Raw genomic sequence first — 17,191 nt, 5'->3', positions numbered from 1 at the left:
GCCAAACCTGGATAAACCAGTGGGATGAAATCTGTACCCAATCTGCTGAGCGTCGGTGCGCTCACTTACGACACGCTGTTCCGCTTCGATGAATTGCCTTCTAAGCCGGGAAAATATCTCCCCACGGAAGCGCTCCAATCCGCTGCAGGAATGGCCGCGAGTGCGGCCACGGGAGCCAAGCGCCACGGTGCAAATGTTTCGCTCTGGGCCAGCGTCGGCAATGACAGTGTGGGCCAAGTGTTGATCGACGACATGCGCGCCGAGGGTATTGATTGCTCTCACATCAGGCGCGTGGAAAGTGGCCGCTCCGCCATTGCGACGATCCTGATCGACGGGAAGGGAGAACGGATGATCGTTCCCTATTACGATCCCCAAATTACCTCCGATCCACCGCATTCCAATATTGCGTTCAACGAATTTGATGTCATCCTTGCTGATGCGCGCTGGCCGGGTGCTGCGGCACTCGCATTGGCTGGTGCGCGGCAAGCGGGCATCCCTGGCATATTCGATGCCGATGTGGCACCGCCTGTTGTCCTTCACCGGCTCCTGCCGCTAGCCTCTCACATCGTCGCTTCGCTGCCGGCCTGCCAGATTCTGTTTGGTCCGGAGGTGGATTCCGCCGAAGCCACGCATCGGTTGGCAGAGACCTATAAAGTATTCTGCGCAGTGACCGATGGTTCGAAGGGCACGCTCGCATGCATGCCCGGTTCCCCTGCCAATCACATTCCCGCCTACAAAATCAAAGCCGTGGATACTTTGGCAGCGGGCGATATCTTCCATGGCGTCTTCGCTGCTTGCCTGGGTGAGAAGCTGGATGAGATCAAAGCCATTGAAATCAGCAGTGCTGCCGCAGCCGTGAAATGCATGCGCTTCGGCGGCAGGCTGGGTGCGCCCACCCGCGATGAAACCTTCAGCTTCATACGAGCCATGCAAAAATAGCGTATTAAATCTATTGCGATTAAATCGTGCACGATATATATCGATTGCATGAGCGCAAACCCGCCCATTCCGCCCATTGGCAACATGATGTGCTTCTCCGTCTATGCTGCGGGGCTGGCCTTCAACCGGCTTTACCGTGGGCTGCTGGAGCAGTTCGGTCTCACCTATCCGCAGTTCCTCGTTCTCGTGGCACTGTCGGGCCGGGATAGCCAGAAGGTGAATGAGCTGGGCGAGGCGCTGTTCCTCGAATCAAACACCCTCACCCCGCTGCTGAAACGGCTCGAAGCGATGGGCCATATTACCCGGCGCCGCGACGCCAAGGACGAACGCGTTGTACGCATCCACCTCACCGGCAAGGGACAGGTCCTGATCGGCGAGATTGGTTGCGTGCCCCCGCAAGTGCTGGAGGCGAGCAGCCTGCCGCTGGCCGAAGCCCAGGCGCTCACCGCCAAAATCAACACGCTGGCCCAGGCCCTGCGTGCCCATTCTCAAACCAAAACCACCTAACAGGAGACTACCTATGAAGATTGCATACACCGCCCATGCCAAGGCAACGGGCAATGGCCGCAACGGCATTTCTGCCACCGAGAATGGCCGCGTCACCGTCACCCTCGCCACCCCCACTGAAATGGGCGGCTCGGGCAAGGGCACCAATCCGGAAGAACTCTTCGCCGTGGGCTATGGCGCTTGCTATCTGGGCGCCATGCGCTTCGTGGCGGGCCGTGACAAGTTGGCCATGCCAGCTGATGCCACCGTCTCGCCATCCGTCAGCATTGGCCCGCGTGATGATGGCCAGGGCTTCGGCATTGAAGTGGTGTTGAATGTATCGCTGCCCGGCCTCGACAAGGCTGCCGCCGAAGAACTCACCAAGCGCGGCCATGTGGTTTGCCCCTATTCGCATTCCATCAAGGGCAATGTGAACGTCACAACCAATATCGTCTAACGCAACCGGACAATAAAAAAGGGCGGGAGAAATCCCGCCCTTTTTAGCTGCTTACCAGCAGCGCCAGACCTTACGCCAGCGCCAGTGACCGTTAATCTTCTTCTTCACCTTCACCCAGCCGCAATGATTGTGATGCCAGCCGCCGCCATAGAAGCCATGGTGATGGGGATAATAGCCGCCACCAAAGCCGCCAAGGCCAATATAAATGCCCGCATTGGCAGGTGCTGCAGCAGCCCCCATGCCCAAGGCCAGTGCACCAGCCGTAAGGCCGGCCATAATAACTTTATTGATCATCGTTTCGCTCCTTTGTAGGGCCGCACCACATGGGGTCCAGCCGGGTTAAAACGTCAGTCTCAAAATTAAAGCAGGCCCACCAGGCCTGCCTGCCGTTACGCGCTTACCAATAGATCGTCTTGCAGACTTTCACGCTCACCTTGTGACCATGCTTCCAATCCCTGTGCCACGAGCACTTGGTCGAGGATTTGCTGGTCGCATGATGACGGTGATGATGATACCAGGCCCGCGTGCCGCGATATTCCTGCCATTTCCACCAGGGCTGGTGATGAATATGCCAGCCGCCACCCGCAAAATGGCACGGGCGGTAGAACGGGCCGAAATAAGTCTGATAGTCAGGATAGCAATAATGGTCGTCGTGCCATCCATGCGCCTTTGCGCTACCACTGCTGAAGGTAGCACCGGTCAACATTGCCGCCGCAAGAGCGCCGACCGCAACAAGTTTTTTCAACATCAATTTCCTCGCACGTGTTCTAAGGCGATGTTGCACGTGTACGCGTAAAGGACGCAAGAGGGAAAAAGTTCCGTCGCGGTTTTTTTGATCGCTGCTTGTGAGCCTGAAAACCTCCACCATTTCAAAGGGAGGTTTTAGCGTGAGAGAATCAGGCGCATACTTTCCAAAACACCTTATGGCCGTGATGCCAGCCGCTCACCCAGTGACAGTGCCAGTTGTGACGGTGGCCCCGCCAATGATGCCAGCCCCAATTGTGACCCCGGTGGTGGTGTCCCTTGGCATGGTGTCTACGATGCCCATGGGCCTCGGCGGTTCCGGTCATGGCCGCGCCGGCAACCATCAGGGTTGCGGCGGTAGCGCCGGCGGCAATCAGTTTCTTGAGCATGTTGTTTCCTTCAGCAGAAATAAGCCATCCGTCGGAAATGACGCGGGCCTCAGGAACTTCCGTCGCTGTTCAGGAGCTGGAAAGCGTGGTCAGGACAGGAGGGTCTGTCCTGACCGGTGACGGCTCAACTACTTCATCGAGCCGCCGCTGTTGAAGTTGGTGCACACCTTGGTGCCGTAATGCATGGAGCAACTGCCGTGCTTGGCGGCGAATTGCAGAGCTTGATAGTCATCACCGGTTAGCGCTGAACTGTCGGCGAAGGCATTGCCGCCCATGATGAAAAGGCTGCTGGTGAGAAGCGCCGCCGTTGCAAATGTCCTGAACATGATAACCTCACTGATGTTGTGTCGTTGTTCGACACACAGGAGATGATGTTCAGGCCATGATCCGGTCGCGCCATTGCTGCATGGGTGCCCCATTCAAAAAAGCATGACGGCACTCAGCTGGATTAAATTTTTGAAAACTGGCCTTCTGCACGGTAGGTAATGTTGGCGGGGTTCAGCCCAAAAGATTTTTTACGATGCCGCCGGCCTTACCCATATCCATCTGGCCGGCAAATTTGGCTTTGAGCTCGGCCATCACCTTGCCCATGTCCTTGATTGAGGTTGCACCCACAGCCTTGATCACATCGGCCACGGCAGCCTTGGCTTCGGCATCATCCATCTGCTTTGGCATGTAGGACTTGATGATGTCCATCTCTTCGCGCTCGTTGTGCGCAAGCTCAGGCCGGCCGCCCTGGTCGAAGGCCACGATCGAATCCTGGCGCTGCTTCACCATCTTGGTCAGCACGTCGAGGATGCCGGCATCATTGGTCAATTCGGAATCATGCCCGGCGGTGCGCGAATTGATGTCCTTCTCCTTGATGGCCGAGGTCATCAGGCGGATCGTGTTCACCTTTTTCTTTTCACCCGCCTTCATGGCGTCTTTCAGGTCAGCAGTCAGCTTGTCGCGCAGGCTCATGTCTTCAAAATCCTTTGGATGGCGGCTCCATAATCCCTTTGCGTCGGTTCGGCAACCTTGACGCAAGCGCTCATTCTGCCTATCTCGCTTCAAATTCCGGAGTCGCCCATGCCCGCCAAGAAAGCCCCCAAAAAGGCCAGCCCGAAAACACGCGCCGCCAAAGCGCCGGTCTTCGGCGATTGGGAGCAGAAGAAGCCGACTGCGATTCTCGTCCTGGCCGATGGCACGGTGATCGAAGGGCAGGGTTTTGGCGCCGAAGGCGAAGCGGTGGCGGAAGTCTGCTTCAACACCGCGATGACCGGCTATCAGGAAATCCTGACTGATCCTTCTTACGCCGACCAGATCGTGGCCTTCACTTTCCCGCATATCGGCAATGTCGGCACCAATGATGACGACATGGAGACGATCAACATGGCGGCCTCTGCGGCCGTGAAGGGCCTCATCGTCAAGGCACCGCTGACCGAGCCTGCCAATTACCGCAACGCCAAGCATCTCGACAAATGGCTGAAAGCCCGCGGCATCATCGGCCTCTCTGGCGTGGACACGCGCGCCCTCACCGTGCTGATCCGCGAGAAGGGCATGCCCAACGGCGTGATCGCCCATTCGTCCAAGGGCAAGTTCGACGTGAAGAAGCTCACCGCCAAGGCCAAGGCCTGGAGCGGTCTTGTCGGCCTTGATCTCGCCCGTGATGTCTCGCTCACCCAGCGCATGGATTGGGACGAGCAATTGTGGACATGGGAAAACGGCTACGAGCACGCCAAGGGCAAGTTCAATGTCGTGGCGGTCGATTACGGCCTGAAGCGCAACATCTTGCGCTGCCTGGTTTCAGCCGGCTGCAACGTCACTGTGGTGCCCGCCAATTCAAAGGCCGATGACATTCTGGCGATGAAGCCTGACGGCGTCTTCCTATCGAACGGCCCCGGCGATCCGGAAGCCACTGGCGTGTACGCCGTGCCCGAAATCAAGAAGCTGGTGGATAGTGGCAAGCCCGTCTTCGGCATCTGCCTTGGCCACCAGATGCTGGCGCTCGCACTCGGCGGCAAGACAATGAAGATGCATCAAGGCCATCACGGCGCCAATCATCCGGTGAAGGATTTCACCACCAACAAGGTGGAAATCGTTTCGATGAACCATGGCTTCGCGGTGGACCGTGATAGCCTGCCCAAGGGCGTTGTCGAAACCCATGTGAGCCTGTTCGACGGTTCAAACTGCGGCATTGCGCTCGAAGGCAAGCCGGTCTTCTCCGTGCAGCACCACCCCGAGGCCAGCCCCGGCCCGCAGGACAGCCATTATCTGTTCAAGCGCTTTGTCGGGCTGATGGAAAAGGCCGCCTGACGCGTGGCCTTTGAAGCGCCAAATTCCCGTTGGTGGGTGCCGGTAACCGATCCCGCCAGCGCCAGCGAAGCCATCAAGCTGTCTGGCTTGCCGGTCATTGTCCTGGCCTTCAACAGCGCTTTCCTCGCAATCGAATTGCTGTTCAATGCTGATGCTTCACCTGCATTGATGTTCGCCTTTCTGGCGCTGGCCATCGTGCTGGTCGTCATCGCCTTCCGCCTGCGCAAGGGCCATGCCGGTTATGTGCCCTTCGTGGCCGCACTGTTCCCGGCCTTCCTCGCACTGGTCGTGCTGGATTCCTTCTCCGGCCCGCCCGCTGCTGGCGGCCTGCTGACGCAAATCTTCCTCGTCATCAGCAAATGGATTGTGCCGGCGCTTGCTGCAATCCTCGCTTACCGTGGCCTGAAGGGCTGGCAATGGCTGCGCGCGCAAGGAACGCGGATGACGTTCTAAACTGATTTCGCCTTTAGGCCGAATGTCTGTGCAATCGTTTTCCCCGATGCCAGACTCTTTTGCCACTCGTCCTCAAGCGTCAGCTTGGCTTCACATCCCCCGATCAATTCCTGCGCGCGTGCCGGCGTGAGTGTGGCCAAGCCGTCATCGTTCCCAATCACCAGATCGCCGGGACTGATCAGCACGCCACCAAAGGTGACAGGCACATTCACTTCGCCGGCAGCTGCACCCGTAGGCCCGCGCGGCGTGATCGAACGGCTGTAAACGGAAATATCCTTCCAGCCCGCCAGTTCGGCCACATCGCGGACAGCGCCATCACAGATGACACCCACGGCACCGATGCGCCGCAGATGGCCACCCAGAATTTCACCGATCATCGCGTGTTGCGCGTTGCTCTGCGCCGCAATGACCAGCACGTCGCCGCGCGCCATCTCATCCAGCGCGCGCAGCACAGCGCCAAAATCCGGCGGCGCACACAACGCTGTAACAGCGCGCCCGAAAAGTTTCGGTTGCTGCCCGGCTGGGCAAAGCGGCCGGATCGCCGGATCAATGAGGCATGCGCCGTGGCTGGTATCAGCAATCACTGCGACAGGGATGCGCGCCCAGCGTTCAAGCAGACTTTGAGGAATTGTTTCGCCCATCATTGCTTCGCCATCTGTTGTTTAACCAAGGCACCCAGCACCGAAATGCCTGCGATGATTTTCTCGTCCGTCTGGCTCGAGAAATTAAACCGGGCGTGATTGATCTCACCGTCACGCGCAAAGAAACTGAACCCCGGCACATAGGCAACCTTGGCATTGTTCAGCGCCTGTTCGCGCATGAAAGCAGTTGTGTCGAAGCCCTTGGGGAAGGTGAGCCAGGTGAACAGCCCGCCATCAGGATCTGTGCAGGTCACTTCCTGCGGGAAGTGCTGACGGATCATGCTCAGCATCAGGTTTTTCTTGCGGTGATAGGCGGCGCGCAGAATTTCAACATGGCCATCGAGATCATGGCGTTCCAGAAACAAAGAAGCCGCCGCCATATTCAGCGTGCTGCATTGCGTGTCCGCCGCCAGCTTCAAAAGCCCTAGCCTTTCGATCACGCTGGCCTCGCCAATGGCCCAGCCCAGCCGCATGCCGGGTGCCAGGATTTTGGAAAAGCTGCCGAGCATGATCACGCGACCTTCCTGGTCCATGCTCTTGAGTGTAGGTGGCGCTTCGCCATTGTAGCGCAGCTCACGGTAGGCCGTGTCTTCCAGAATGGTGAAATCAAACGCGCTGGCCAGCGCGATCAGATGTTTGCGCCGCTCAGCACTCATCGTCACGCCGGTGGGGTTTTGGAATTCGGGAATGGTGTAAAGCATTTTGGGCCGCAGGCCCGCCTTGAGCTGTTGCTCCAGCACATCGGTTTTCATCCCGTGCTCATCCATCGGGATGTCAACATAGCGCGGCTGGCAGGGATTGAAGGCCACCAGCGCGCCCAGAAATGTCGGGCTTTCGGTGACGATAATATCGCCGGGATCAACCAGCATTTTCGCAACAAGGTCCAAGCCCTGCTGGCTGCCTTGCAGGATGAGCAGGTTTTCAAGCGAACAGGGCGTACCCAACCGGCTCACCCGCGCAGCGAGCTGCGCACGCAGTTTCGGGTCTCCGTCTGAAACGGTGTACTGCAAAGACTGCGCGCCGCGCTCCAGAATCGCGGTTTGAAAAACGTCGTTCAGCTTGTGTGTCGGAAACAGCGATCCATCGGGATAGCCACCGGCAAATGAAATAAGCGCCGGGTCTGCGCCGAATTTCAGCAATTCGCCAATGGCATTGGGCTGCACGATTTCCATGCGTTTGGCGAAGTGAACAGGCGACATTCGGCTTCCATATCCTGTGTTTGCAACGATGCTGGCATCGCACGATTTAAGCAGCCACGCCACTTCATACGTCCGTACCAATAAAATTATTCAACCTTCCGGTTGACAATACCTCCGCGCTGATCCATATTCAACTTCATGGTTGAATATCACACACAAGATCTCGACATTGTCTTCCACGCTTTGGGAGACGCAACACGTCGGCAGATGCTGGCGCAACTGGCCTCAGGCGAACGCACCGTCAGTGAACTGGCTGAGCCCTATTCCATGTCACTCGCCGCTGCCTCGAAGCACATCAAATCGCTCGAAGGGGCAGGGCTCATCACCCGCGAGGTGCAGGGCCGCACGCATATCTGCCGCCTCAATGCCGTACCGCTCGCCTCCGCTCATTCCTGGCTGGAATTCTATGAACGCTTCTGGACCGGTGCCCTCGACCGCCTCGAAGCTTTGCTCAAAGCCGAAGACGAAGAAGCTAAAAAATCCAAACCAACTGCAAAACCACAGGGAAAGAAAAAATGAGTACCGATACCCACATCTCCAACGACAGCTACGGCAAGGTCATCGCTCCGCGCACGGTTGAAATTCAGCGCCTGCTGCCAGGCCCCATCGAACGCATCTGGGACTACTTGACCAAGAGCGACATGCGCCGCCAATGGCTCGCCTTTGGCGACATGAAAGGCGACGTGGGAGCCCCCTTCACCTTGACCTGGCGCAACGATGAACTGGCTACCACCTCGCCTGGCAAACGCCCGGAAGGCACCAAGGCGGAAAACAGCCAGGAAGGTGTTATCCAGGAATGGGATCCGCCACGCAAACTTGTCTACACCTGGGTGGGCTATGGCCTGGTGACTTTTGAACTGAAACCCGCGGGCGAGCGCGTGTTGCTCACGCTCGTTCACAGCGGCCTTCCCAGCCGCGGCGCGATGCTTGGTGTCAGCACGGGCTGGCATGCGCATCTCGATGTTCTGGTCGCGGTGGCCAATGGCACCAAGGGCAGCCCATTCTGGGACCGCATGAACGAAATCCGGCCAGTCTACGACAGTGCCTTTCCGGCAGACGCGTAAGGGAGGCCGCCATGACAGATAAGAGCTACACCAAAACCTTCAGGCTTGCCCAATCAGCGGAGATGGTCTTTGCAGCCATCACTAATCCGCGCGGCTGGTGGGGCGAAGGCATCACTGGAGAAACCGCGAAGCTGGGCGGAGAATTCAATTATCGCCACATGCCCTTCCACGACACGACCCAAAAAATCACGGCATTGGAGCCCAACACCCGTGTGGTCTGGGCCATCGTGAAAAGTGCCATTCATTTCGTCGAGAACAAGAATGAATGGCTGGGCACTGAGATGATTTTCGATATCTCGCCTTCCAAGGGCAAGACCGAACTGAAAGTCACGCACCGCGGTCTTGATCGCAAACTGGAATGCTTTGACGCGTGCTCCGGCGGCTGGGATCTCTATCTGGAAAGCTTGAAAGATTTCATTGAAACCGGAACAGGCCAACCCGACCCCGTGTCAAAAGCGGCCTAAGTTTTCCTTCAGTCAAACTTCACGTGAGCGGGCCAGATGAATTCCAATTCGGGATCTGGTCCGTTTTCGCCAGCCAGCGCATAGGTGGCGCGGCGCAAGGTTTTCATCACCGCTTTGCGGCCTTCATCATGGGGCAGGGAGGCGCCTGAAATCGCAGTGCCGATGCTTGCTTTGATCGAACCGCCCATGCGCCGCGCGGATTCGCGGAACAGCAGCGCGATGCGCAGCGGATAATTCATATGGCTGGCCATCTGGAAGGCGCGTGAATTCTGCCCATGAAAGAAGATCGGCAAAACGTTCAGGCCATGCACTTTTGTCAGCCGCGCTACGAAATCATGCCACACACTGTCGGTGGCCGGGCCGGTAAAGGGTTTCGGCGCAGTGGAAACGCCACCCGCAGGGAAGATCACCACGCAATGCCCGCGCTCCAGCCAATCCACCGTGCGGCGGCGCGTCATTGCGGATGTGGCGCGCGCTTCTGGCGTTCCGCCAAAATCCACCGGCAGCAGATAATCCCGCGTTTCCGGCGGCTGGCACAGTAGGCTGTGCACCATGATTTTCACATCGGGCCGCAGCTTCGTGGCCAGCGCCATGATGGCCAAACCGTCGATCACACCGAAAGGATGATTGGCAATGATCAACAGCGGGCCTTGCTTCGGCGCCGCCATCAGCTGCGCCTCATCATGCGCGACGCGCACATCCATCAGGCGCAGGGCCGCGTGGAAAATGTTTTCGCCAACCTTTGGAGCGCGGCTCCACTCCTGGTACATTCGCTCAAGTCTCGGCTGGCCGGTGAGGCGTTCAATGCCGCGGATCACCATGCGCTTCAAAAGCGAGTCATCCGGGCGCGAATAGGAAAAGCGAACCTCACCCGGCGTGGGGCTGAAAATATCGAGGCTTTGCGGAAGGTCCAGCTGCCCGGCGAAATCTGTCATGGTGAATCGTTGCCCTTCCGTGATCAAACGGAATTGCAATGTTCATATGACGATTGGTTGAAGGCGTTACACCGAGGTGTAGCCGCCATCTATGGCAAGATCCTGACCATTGATCATGTCGGAGGCTGAGGAAGCGAGGAAAAGGATCAGATCCGCCACCTCGGTGGTGCGCGCGAAGCGCCCGGCCGGAATCTTGGCCTTCATCGGATCACCCTTGGCCGGATCCCCCCAGGCCATCTCGCCCATCGGTGTCATGGTCACGATCGGGCAAACGGTATTGGCCTGGATGTTATGCCCAGCCCATTCCACCATCATCACCTTGGTCAGCATGTTGAGCCCGCCTTTCGAGGCGCCATAGGACCCATGGTCGACCAAAGCCGTCAGGCCGGACTGCGAAGAGATGTTGATGATCTTGCCCATCTTCTGCTTGATCATCTGCGGTGCCAGCGCGCGGGCCAACATGAAGGGCGCCCGCAAATTGACGTCATTCACCCATGCCCAATCCTTATCCTCGGTGTCGATGATCGATTTGATCGCGGTGACACCGGCATTGTTGACCAGAATGTCGATGGTGCCGAACGCCGCCAGCGCCTCGGCGGCAGCCTTCTTCGGCCCTTCCAGCGTGGAAAGATCGGCTTCAATGGCCACGCATTTGCGGCCCAGTTTCTCCACCTCCGCCTTGATCGTGGCGAGGCCTTCCTTGTCACGCCCCACCGCAGCAATGTCCGCACCGCCATCCGCCAGCACCTTGGCGGCTTCGAAGCCGATGCCCTTTGTAGCGCCGGTCACCATTGCGCGCCGGCCTTCCAGTGAGAAGCGTTTCGTCCATTCAGGCATAGTGTTTCCTTTGGTTATTCTCTGTGGATCGGATCGATCCATTTAACATTTTCGGGCCGCTCGACGGGTTCGATATCGAGATTGACCACGACAGCCTCGCCATCCGAGCGCACCAGCACGCATTCCAGTGTTTCATCAGCGCTGGCATTGATCTCCTGATGCGGCACAAAAGGTGGAATGTAGATGAAATCACCGGGCGAGGCCTCGGCGGTGAATTCCAGCTTCTCGCCCCAGCGCATCCGCGCTTTGCCCTTGACCACATAGATCACGCTTTCCAGTGGCCCATGATGATGCGCGCCGGTCTTGGCATTGGCATGAATATGCACGGTGCCGGCCCACAGCTTCTGCGCACCGACACGGGCAAAGTTGATCGCCGCGCGCCTGTCCATGCCGGGCGTTTGTGCGGTATTGATGTCGGTGGAATCCGCAGGCACCACACGCACGCCATCATGTTTCCAGTCAGTCGGCATCGTGCAATTCTCCAGGCATGCCCACGTGAAGCTCCAGTCCGGCTGGCAGCGCCGACCAGGGCGCGCGGTCCTTCGTCATGATGGCATGATTGGGCTTGAAGAAGTTCGGATCATCGAGAGAACCTGCATAGACTGTATGCTGGCTGCTCTTGCCGTACTCACCGCCGAAAATCAGGCTGCCGCAGACCTGGCAAAAATTGCGCGTCGCGGTACGGCCATTTTTCAACTGCGTATGAATGGCTTTGGTTGGTCCTGCCGGTTTGAACGCTGCAGCGTCATAACCCATAAACGGAATGGCACCCGCGCCGGAAGCTTTGCGGCAATCTGCACAACAGCAAAACCCCGCATAGAGGGGAGCACCCTGCAGTTGGTAACGCACCGCACCACACAGGCATCCGCCAAATTGTATTTTCTGATCACCAGTCACAGTGCAGCACGCTAGCGCAAGTCACCAGAAAAGCAAAAACCCCGGCATTGCGGCCGGGGTTGCACATTGCGAAAAGTGCGTAAGCTTTACTTCTTCGCAGACTTCTTCGGGGCAGCCTTTGCCTTTGGCGTGGCGGCCTTGGCAGAGGTTGCAGGAATGGTCAGGGATTCAACAGCGCGCAGCCAGTGGCTTTCGGCGCGGCCATCGGGGCGGCCCTCATCTTCCCAGAACTTGTGGGCAAGGGCGGCGATTTGTTCGGTGGAAATGGCTTGCATGGACATGATTTCTCTCATCTAGACCTTATTTATGTCGTGCATTTAACATAAATTTGTGCAATGCACAATAATGTTGCAATGCACAATCTGCATGGCCTGGTTGCATCCCACGCCGGGGCTTGCCTTTAGATCTGCTTTCCGCCATACGCCGCTCATTCGAAACCATGAAGCTGGTGGCTGAACGGAAGCGGCAGGCAACTGCCGAGGGGGTTACATCCCGTCTTCCCGTGTCTCTGCTCATTCGAAACTTGCTTCGAACCTTTCTCAGGTTCGCATGAGGCTCGGCGTTTCACGGTTTTGTCACCGCCATAGGAAAGGAACTCAATGGCTTTTTATGAACACACATTCCTGGTGCGCCAGGATGCTGCCCAGACCCAGGTTGACGCGTTGATCGAGCAGTACAAGGGCGTGCTCACTGCCGGCAGCGCCAATGTTGCCAAGGTTGAACAATGGGGCCTCAAGTCCCTCACGTTCCGCGTGAAGAAGAACCGCAAGGCTTACTTCGTCATGTTCAACATTGATGGCCCCCATCAGGCGATTGCCGAAATGGAACGCCAGATGTCGATCTCGGAAGACGTTCTGCGTTACATGACCATCAAGGTTGAAGCCCTCGAAGAAGGCCCTTCCGCCCAGATGCGCCGCCGCGATGACCGTCGTGAGCGCGATGACAATGTTGGCTTCGGTCAAGAGGAGAGCAACTAATGGCTATGGAGCAAGGCGCACGCCGCCCATTTTTCCGCCGCCGCAAGTCCTGCCCGTTTTCGGGCATGAACGCGCCGAAGATCGATTACAAGGATACCCGCCTTCTGCAGCGTTACCTGTCTGAGCGCGGCAAGATCATTCCAGCCCGCATTTCGGCAGTCTCGACCTTGAAGCAACGTGAACTGGCGCAAGCCATCAAGCGCGCCCGCTTCCTCGGTCTCCTGCCTTATGTGATCAGCTAAGGGAGCAAGCACAATGCAAGTTATTCTTCTCGAACGCGTTGGCCGCTTGGGCCACATGGGCGAAGTGGTCAAGGTGAAGGATGGTTACGCTCGTAACTTCCTGCTGCCGAACCACAAGGCCCTGCGCGCCACTGAAGCCAACAAGGCCAAGTTCGAGCGCGACCGCGCTGTGCTTGAAGCCAAGAACGCTGATGCCCGCAAGGCCGCAGAAACCGAAGCCAAGAGCCTTGATGGCAAGATCTTCGTGATCATCCGCCAGGCCGGCGAAGGTGGTCATCTCTATGGTTCCGTCAGCCCGCGCGACATCGCCGAAGCTGCTGCAGCCCAGGGTGCAACCATCAACAAGAACCATGTTCACCTCGGTGCCCCGATCAAGTCGATCGGCCTGCACACGGTGGAAGTGGCTCCGCATCCGGAAGTGACCATCAAGGTTCAGGTCAACGTCGCCCGCTCGCCGGATGAAGCTGCAGCCCAGGCCCGTGGCGAAGATCTGTCTGACGGTGCCGCTGAAAAGGCCGAAACCCGCGCCGCTGCTGAAGCGCTCTTCGCTGAAGCCCAGGCTGACGAACGCGCAGAAGAAGATGCCGAACCCGGTATCGAAACCGCCGCCGAACGCAAGGCCAAGCGCAGCAAGAAGGCTGAATAAGCTTTCAGCTCATCAAAAGAAAAGGCCGCCCATTGGGCGGCCTTTTTTATTGATGCATAGCGATGATCAGTGCAGCACGGCGGCCGAAAGATTGTCTTCCACCAGCTTCGCCACATCGCCTTCCGGCATGCGAAGCACATCCTTGTTCAATTCCAGAACCACACGCTCGCGTTCTGCACGCGGCAGGCGTTCGCGCAACACGGCAAGTGCGCGCGGTGGCGCAATGATGATGAGCTGGTCATAGCCAACAGCTTCCTTGACGATCTGTGCAATCACATCATGCAGGAATTTCGTTTCTTCCGCCTCGTGCGGGCTGACGCGCGGTTCGATCGCATGGGTGCCGCCGCCATTGCTGCCTTGCCCATGGCCGGGCCTGTCGCTCACCAGGTCTTTACTCTGGAGAGCAGGGTGGTTCATGACCCTGACTTGCCGCGCAGCACCACCTTTCGCATCACGCGAATAGTCAAAGAATCGCGCATGCGCACCATCCGCGGCAGCAACAAGAATCTTGGGTTGTTTGTTCAGCATCATCAAACTCCTTCTGGTCCTGTGGGAGAGTAACGCTCGCCCGCGCACTCAGTTTCATACTGTGTGCATTAAGGTCCAGAGCAGGGCGCGCCTGAGCCGAATAAAATCTGGAATCAGGAGGCCTTCGCGACACGCGCGCGCTTTGCCGGTTTCGCAACAACAGCAACGGGCGGCGCATTGGCAGCCATTTCCAGCCGCGCCTGTTTCAGCTTTTCCATCTTCTTGGCGATCTGAATGCGTTCGCTCTCGATAATGAACTTCGCAGCAGAATCAGTCATGGCGGCTTTGGTGGCCTGTGGGATTTTCGGTTCTTTCACGGTACTTCTCCTTCAGCCTCAGACAACCCATATGGGGATGAAGTGCTGAAAAACAAGATGTAGTGTCCTGTGCCGCCAGACGCACAAGAAGCCTCACTCACGTCCCATTTTGTTGGCAACGCACCTGTGAATAACGCGTACAACAGATTCCTCTGCCAGACTCAGCAACCCCCTCACCATAAGACCATCCCATGTCCATGCCTTCCCTTCGCGCCGTTGATGCGCCCGCCGATGAAACCAGCCGCATTCCGCCACAGAACCTTGAGGCGGAGCAGGCGCTGCTCGGCGCCATCCTGTCGAACAATGAAGCGGCAGACCGTGTCACTTCATTCCTCGGGCCAGAGCATTTCTCGGAAGCCGTGCATGCTCGTATCTATGAAGCCGCCACCACGCTCATCCGCATGGGCAAGCTGGCTTCGCCTGTTACGTTGAAAACCCATTTCGAGAATGACCAGTCGCTGAAGGAAATCGGCGGTGCTGTTTATCTCGCGCGCCTTGCTGCCAATGCAACCACCATCATCAATGCTGATGAATATGGCCGCGCCATTTTTGAGCTCGCCCAACGCCGCAAGCTGATCTCGCTCGGCACAGATGTGGTGAATGAGAGCTTCCAGCCCGATATTGAAACATCGGTACGGGACATCATTGAGAAGACCGAACAGGCCCTGTATGGGCTCGCAGAAAAAGAGCAATTCGGCAAAGGCTTCGAGCGTTTCGGTGCGTCCCTCGCCAAGGCCATCGACATGGCCTCCGCCGCCTATCAGCGCGATGGGCATCTGTCGGGCATTTCCTGCGGCCTGTCCGACATGGATGAAAAGATGGGCGGCTTGCAGAAATCAGATCTGATCATTCTCGCTGCCCGCCCCGCCATGGGCAAATCGGCACTCGCCTCCAACATCGCCTATCACGTGGCCAAGGCGTACAAATCCGAATACCAGCCTGATGGCTCGCAGAAGGTTTTGGACGGCGGCGTGGTCGCCTTCTTCTCGCTCGAAATGAGCACCGAGCAATTGGCCACGCGTATCATTTCCGAGCAAGCGGGCATTCCGTCCGAAGACATTCGCCGTGGCAAGATCACTGAAGACCAGTTCCAGCGGCTAGTCGATATCAGCCGTGAATTGCAGGCGCTGCCGCTTTATCTCGATGATACCGGCGGTCTCTCGATTGCGCAGGTGGCTGCCCGCGCGCGCCGCCTGAAACGCCAGCGTGGCCTTGGGCTTGTGGTGGTGGACTATTTGCAGCTCCTCGCCGGCTCCGCCAAAAAGGCTGCCGAAGGCCGTGTGCAGGAAGTCACCGAAATCACTGTGGGCCTCAAGGCGCTGGCCAAGGAACTCAACGTGCCGATCATCGCGCTCTCGCAGCTGTCGCGCCAGGTGGAAAACCGCGAAGACAAACGCCCGCAGCTGGCCGACTTGCGTGAATCAGGTTCAATCGAACAGGACGCCGACGTGGTGCTGTTCATCTACCGCGAGGATTATTACCTGCAGCGGCTCGAGCCGCATGTCGGTACGCCAGAGCATCAGGACTGGCAGGAAAAGATGGACCGCGCCCATGGCAAGGCCGAAGTGATCATCGGTAAGCAGCGCCACGGCCCCACCGGCACGATTGAGCTGCAGTTCGAAGGTAAGTTCACCCGCTTCAGCAATCTGGCGCGTGAGGACCATTTGCCAGAACGGTTCGGGTGATCCAATTCTGGTTTGCCAGCGTAATTTGGATATCCGCGTCGGCGATGGGTTTGGACATTTTGTTGCTATTTAAAATCGTAATGTATGCGATTGCTGCCCTCTTGATCGTGGGCGGTCTTCTATACACCTACCTTCCGCTTGAAACTTTCAATCTGTTCATTCCAAAGGACGCGGGCTCGCGTCTTCTGATTGGCGATGTGGCCTACGGCCCCGATCCGCGCCACCGCCTTGATATTTACGCGCCCACCGAAGGCAAGGGCCCGTGGCCTGTTGTCGTATTCGTCCATGGCGGCTCATGGAGTTCGGGCAACAAGAACCCTTACGAGTTTGTCGGCCGTGCGCTCGCTGCTCAAGGGTACCTCGTGCTGGTCCCAAACTACCGGCTGCATCCCGAACATCCCTATCCGGCCTTCGTGGAAGACGCTGCCCTCACAATCGATTGGGCCACCCGCCATGCGAGCGAATATGGCGGCGATCAAAGCCACGTCTTCGTCTCTGGCCATTCCGCAGGCGCCTACAATGTGGCCATGGCGGTTCTCGACAAGCATTATCTGGCAGCGCTGGGCACCGATGCCTTTGCCATCAAGGGCGTGGCGCTACTGGCCGGGCCGCTCGATTTCCTGCCACTCGACAGCAAGATTTCCATTGATGTTTTTGGCCGCGTGGCTGATCTGCCCTCCACCCAGCCAGTGAATTTCGTGCGCGCCGACGCGCCACCCTTTCTCATCCTGCACGGGACTGAAGATCAAACCTGCTATCCGCGCAATTCGGTTTCGCTTGATGCCAAGCTGCGCGCCGCCGGGGCCTCCAGCACGCTGAAGCTTTATGACGGTGTCTCTCATGTCGGCATCATGATCGCGCTCGCAAAACCCTTGCGGAGCAGGACGCCCACCCTGGCGGACATGGTGGTCTTCTTCACCTCCCATTAACTGGACTCACAGATTCCTGGGCTGGTGGAGGAACTTTCTTGACAATTTTCGGCTTATCCTAAACATG

The 17,191-nt window shown here is 57.9% G+C and carries 27 protein-coding genes; 13 read left to right on the top strand and 14 right to left on the bottom strand.

Annotation, left to right across the window (positions count from 1 at the left end; translation table 11 throughout):
- The first annotated feature begins 24 nt into the window (after nucleotides 1-24).
- From F8B91_RS07325 to F8B91_RS07315, 3 genes are read left to right on the top strand one after another with little or no spacing between them, the layout of a single operon-like run.
- A complete protein-coding gene (locus F8B91_RS07325) occupies nucleotides 25-939 on the top strand; it encodes a PfkB family carbohydrate kinase (protein ID WP_196503039.1) in 915 nt (304 codons plus the stop codon).
- 48 nt (nucleotides 940-987) lie between these two features.
- Nucleotides 988-1,446 (top strand): MarR family winged helix-turn-helix transcriptional regulator, encoded by a 459-nt coding sequence (locus tag F8B91_RS07320; RefSeq protein WP_196503037.1) that lies wholly within the window; start codon nucleotides 988-990, stop codon nucleotides 1,444-1,446.
- Between the two features lie 13 nt (nucleotides 1,447-1,459).
- A complete protein-coding gene (locus tag F8B91_RS07315; RefSeq protein WP_196503035.1) occupies nucleotides 1,460-1,882 on the top strand; it encodes an organic hydroperoxide resistance protein in 423 nt (140 codons plus the stop codon).
- Between the two features lie 51 nt (nucleotides 1,883-1,933).
- On the opposite strand, the gene F8B91_RS07310 is transcribed toward F8B91_RS07315, so the two are convergent.
- The 5 genes from F8B91_RS07310 to F8B91_RS07295 form a co-directional block, all read right to left on the bottom strand.
- A complete protein-coding gene (locus F8B91_RS07310; protein ID WP_196503034.1) occupies nucleotides 1,934-2,176 on the bottom strand; it encodes a hypothetical protein in 243 nt (80 codons plus the stop codon).
- Between the two features lie 103 nt (nucleotides 2,177-2,279).
- Nucleotides 2,280-2,630 (bottom strand): hypothetical protein, encoded by a 351-nt coding sequence (locus tag F8B91_RS07305; RefSeq protein ID WP_196503033.1) that lies wholly within the window; start codon nucleotides 2,628-2,630, stop codon nucleotides 2,280-2,282.
- Between the two features lie 148 nt (nucleotides 2,631-2,778).
- Nucleotides 2,779-3,015 (bottom strand): hypothetical protein, encoded by a 237-nt coding sequence (locus tag F8B91_RS16875; protein WP_210324336.1) that lies wholly within the window; start codon nucleotides 3,013-3,015, stop codon nucleotides 2,779-2,781.
- Nucleotides 3,016-3,143: 128 nt separating this feature from the next.
- Nucleotides 3,144-3,341, bottom strand: a complete 198-nt coding sequence (locus tag F8B91_RS07300; protein WP_196503031.1) for a hypothetical protein — start codon at nucleotides 3,339-3,341, stop codon at nucleotides 3,144-3,146.
- Between the two features lie 172 nt (nucleotides 3,342-3,513).
- Nucleotides 3,514-3,975 (bottom strand): GatB/YqeY domain-containing protein, encoded by a 462-nt coding sequence (locus tag F8B91_RS07295; RefSeq protein ID WP_196503029.1) that lies wholly within the window; start codon nucleotides 3,973-3,975, stop codon nucleotides 3,514-3,516.
- A gap of 108 nt (nucleotides 3,976-4,083) precedes the next feature.
- Between F8B91_RS07295 and carA the strand changes: the two genes are divergently transcribed.
- Together carA and F8B91_RS07285 are read left to right on the top strand one after the other, a co-directional pair.
- A complete protein-coding gene (gene carA, locus F8B91_RS07290; RefSeq protein WP_196503027.1) occupies nucleotides 4,084-5,310 on the top strand; it encodes a glutamine-hydrolyzing carbamoyl-phosphate synthase small subunit in 1,227 nt (408 codons plus the stop codon).
- A 3-nt stretch (nucleotides 5,311-5,313) separates the two neighbouring features.
- On the top strand, nucleotides 5,314-5,763 hold the full coding sequence (locus tag F8B91_RS07285; protein ID WP_196503021.1) for a hypothetical protein: 450 nt from the start codon (nucleotides 5,314-5,316) through the stop codon (nucleotides 5,761-5,763).
- On the opposite strand, the gene F8B91_RS07280 is transcribed toward F8B91_RS07285, so the two are convergent.
- Together F8B91_RS07280 and F8B91_RS07275 are read right to left on the bottom strand one after the other, a co-directional pair.
- Nucleotides 5,760-6,407, bottom strand: coding sequence for an RraA family protein (locus F8B91_RS07280; RefSeq protein WP_196503019.1), 648 nt, complete (start codon nucleotides 6,405-6,407; stop codon nucleotides 5,760-5,762). The two genes, F8B91_RS07285 and F8B91_RS07280, sit on opposite strands and share 4 nt — an antisense overlap.
- Nucleotides 6,404-7,603: a PLP-dependent aminotransferase family protein gene (locus tag F8B91_RS07275; protein WP_196503017.1), complete on the bottom strand. Its 1,200-nt coding sequence runs from the start codon at nucleotides 7,601-7,603 to the stop codon at nucleotides 6,404-6,406. Before F8B91_RS07275 ends, F8B91_RS07280 begins: the two co-directional genes overlap by 4 nt.
- 138 nt (nucleotides 7,604-7,741) lie before the next feature.
- Here F8B91_RS07275 and F8B91_RS07270 point away from each other — a divergent pair, with 138 nt between their 5' ends.
- From F8B91_RS07270 to F8B91_RS07260, 3 genes are read left to right on the top strand one after another with little or no spacing between them, the layout of a single operon-like run.
- Nucleotides 7,742-8,122, top strand: coding sequence for an ArsR/SmtB family transcription factor (locus F8B91_RS07270; RefSeq protein ID WP_196503015.1), 381 nt, complete (start codon nucleotides 7,742-7,744; stop codon nucleotides 8,120-8,122).
- A complete protein-coding gene (locus F8B91_RS07265; RefSeq protein WP_196503013.1) occupies nucleotides 8,119-8,667 on the top strand; it encodes an SRPBCC family protein in 549 nt (182 codons plus the stop codon). Before F8B91_RS07270 ends, F8B91_RS07265 begins: the two co-directional genes overlap by 4 nt.
- An 11-nt stretch (nucleotides 8,668-8,678) precedes the next feature.
- The gene (locus tag F8B91_RS07260; protein WP_196503011.1) at nucleotides 8,679-9,131 is read left to right on the top strand and encodes an SRPBCC family protein; all 453 of its coding nucleotides are present in this window, start codon (nucleotides 8,679-8,681) and stop codon (nucleotides 9,129-9,131) included.
- 8 nt (nucleotides 9,132-9,139) lie between these two features.
- On the opposite strand, the gene F8B91_RS07255 is transcribed toward F8B91_RS07260, so the two are convergent.
- The 5 genes from F8B91_RS07255 to F8B91_RS07235 all read right to left on the bottom strand — a co-directional run bounded on the left by F8B91_RS07255 (nucleotide 9,140) and on the right by F8B91_RS07235 (nucleotide 12,081).
- The gene (locus F8B91_RS07255; RefSeq protein ID WP_196503009.1) at nucleotides 9,140-10,066 is read right to left on the bottom strand and encodes a lysophospholipid acyltransferase family protein; all 927 of its coding nucleotides are present in this window, start codon (nucleotides 10,064-10,066) and stop codon (nucleotides 9,140-9,142) included.
- A 66-nt stretch (nucleotides 10,067-10,132) separates the two neighbouring features.
- Nucleotides 10,133-10,903 (bottom strand): SDR family NAD(P)-dependent oxidoreductase, encoded by a 771-nt coding sequence (locus F8B91_RS07250; protein WP_196503007.1) that lies wholly within the window; start codon nucleotides 10,901-10,903, stop codon nucleotides 10,133-10,135.
- 14 nt (nucleotides 10,904-10,917) lie between these two features.
- Nucleotides 10,918-11,373, bottom strand: a complete 456-nt coding sequence (locus F8B91_RS07245; RefSeq protein WP_196503005.1) for a cupin domain-containing protein — start codon at nucleotides 11,371-11,373, stop codon at nucleotides 10,918-10,920.
- Nucleotides 11,363-11,752, bottom strand: coding sequence for a GFA family protein (locus F8B91_RS07240; protein WP_196503003.1), 390 nt, complete (start codon nucleotides 11,750-11,752; stop codon nucleotides 11,363-11,365). The genes F8B91_RS07245 and F8B91_RS07240 overlap by 11 nt, the downstream gene beginning before the upstream one ends.
- Nucleotides 11,753-11,886: 134 nt before the next feature.
- Nucleotides 11,887-12,081, bottom strand: coding sequence for a DUF2934 domain-containing protein (locus F8B91_RS07235; protein ID WP_196503001.1), 195 nt, complete (start codon nucleotides 12,079-12,081; stop codon nucleotides 11,887-11,889).
- Between the two features lie 318 nt (nucleotides 12,082-12,399).
- On the opposite strand from F8B91_RS07235, the gene rpsF reads away from it, so the two are divergent.
- Genes rpsF through rplI form a run of 3 tightly spaced genes read left to right on the top strand, consistent with a single transcriptional unit; the run spans nucleotide 12,400 to nucleotide 13,665 of the window.
- Nucleotides 12,400-12,777: a 30S ribosomal protein S6 gene (gene rpsF, locus F8B91_RS07230; RefSeq protein WP_196502999.1), complete on the top strand. Its 378-nt coding sequence runs from the start codon at nucleotides 12,400-12,402 to the stop codon at nucleotides 12,775-12,777.
- Nucleotides 12,777-13,019 carry a 30S ribosomal protein S18 gene (gene rpsR, locus F8B91_RS07225; RefSeq protein WP_196502997.1) on the top strand — a complete coding sequence of 81 codons (243 nt, stop codon included), beginning with the start codon at nucleotides 12,777-12,779 and terminating at the stop codon, nucleotides 13,017-13,019. Before rpsF ends, rpsR begins: the two co-directional genes overlap by 1 nt.
- A 13-nt stretch (nucleotides 13,020-13,032) precedes the next feature.
- Nucleotides 13,033-13,665, top strand: coding sequence for a 50S ribosomal protein L9 (gene rplI / locus F8B91_RS07220; RefSeq protein WP_196502996.1), 633 nt, complete (start codon nucleotides 13,033-13,035; stop codon nucleotides 13,663-13,665).
- A gap of 66 nt (nucleotides 13,666-13,731) precedes the next feature.
- On the opposite strand, the gene F8B91_RS07215 is transcribed toward rplI, so the two are convergent.
- Both F8B91_RS07215 and F8B91_RS07210 read right to left on the bottom strand, forming a co-directional pair.
- The gene (locus tag F8B91_RS07215) at nucleotides 13,732-14,196 is read right to left on the bottom strand and encodes a host attachment protein (protein ID WP_196502995.1); all 465 of its coding nucleotides are present in this window, start codon (nucleotides 14,194-14,196) and stop codon (nucleotides 13,732-13,734) included.
- Nucleotides 14,197-14,306: 110 nt separating this feature from the next.
- Nucleotides 14,307-14,510, bottom strand: a complete 204-nt coding sequence (locus F8B91_RS07210; protein WP_196503983.1) for a hypothetical protein — start codon at nucleotides 14,508-14,510, stop codon at nucleotides 14,307-14,309.
- A gap of 191 nt (nucleotides 14,511-14,701) precedes the next feature.
- Between F8B91_RS07210 and F8B91_RS07205 the strand changes: the two genes are divergently transcribed.
- Nucleotides 14,702-16,195, top strand: a complete 1,494-nt coding sequence (locus tag F8B91_RS07205; RefSeq protein WP_196502994.1) for a replicative DNA helicase — start codon at nucleotides 14,702-14,704, stop codon at nucleotides 16,193-16,195.
- A gap of 62 nt (nucleotides 16,196-16,257) precedes the next feature.
- A complete protein-coding gene (locus F8B91_RS07200) occupies nucleotides 16,258-17,124 on the top strand; it encodes an alpha/beta hydrolase (protein ID WP_196502993.1) in 867 nt (288 codons plus the stop codon).
- The last annotated feature ends 67 nt before the right edge of the window (nucleotides 17,125-17,191 follow it).

Origin of the sequence: Aestuariivirga litoralis, from assembly GCF_015714715.1 — a bacterium.
In the GTDB taxonomy this organism is placed as follows: Bacteria; Pseudomonadota; Alphaproteobacteria; order Rhizobiales; family Aestuariivirgaceae; genus Aestuariivirga; species Aestuariivirga litoralis_A.
This window is presented reverse-complemented; position numbering and strand designations above follow the sequence as displayed.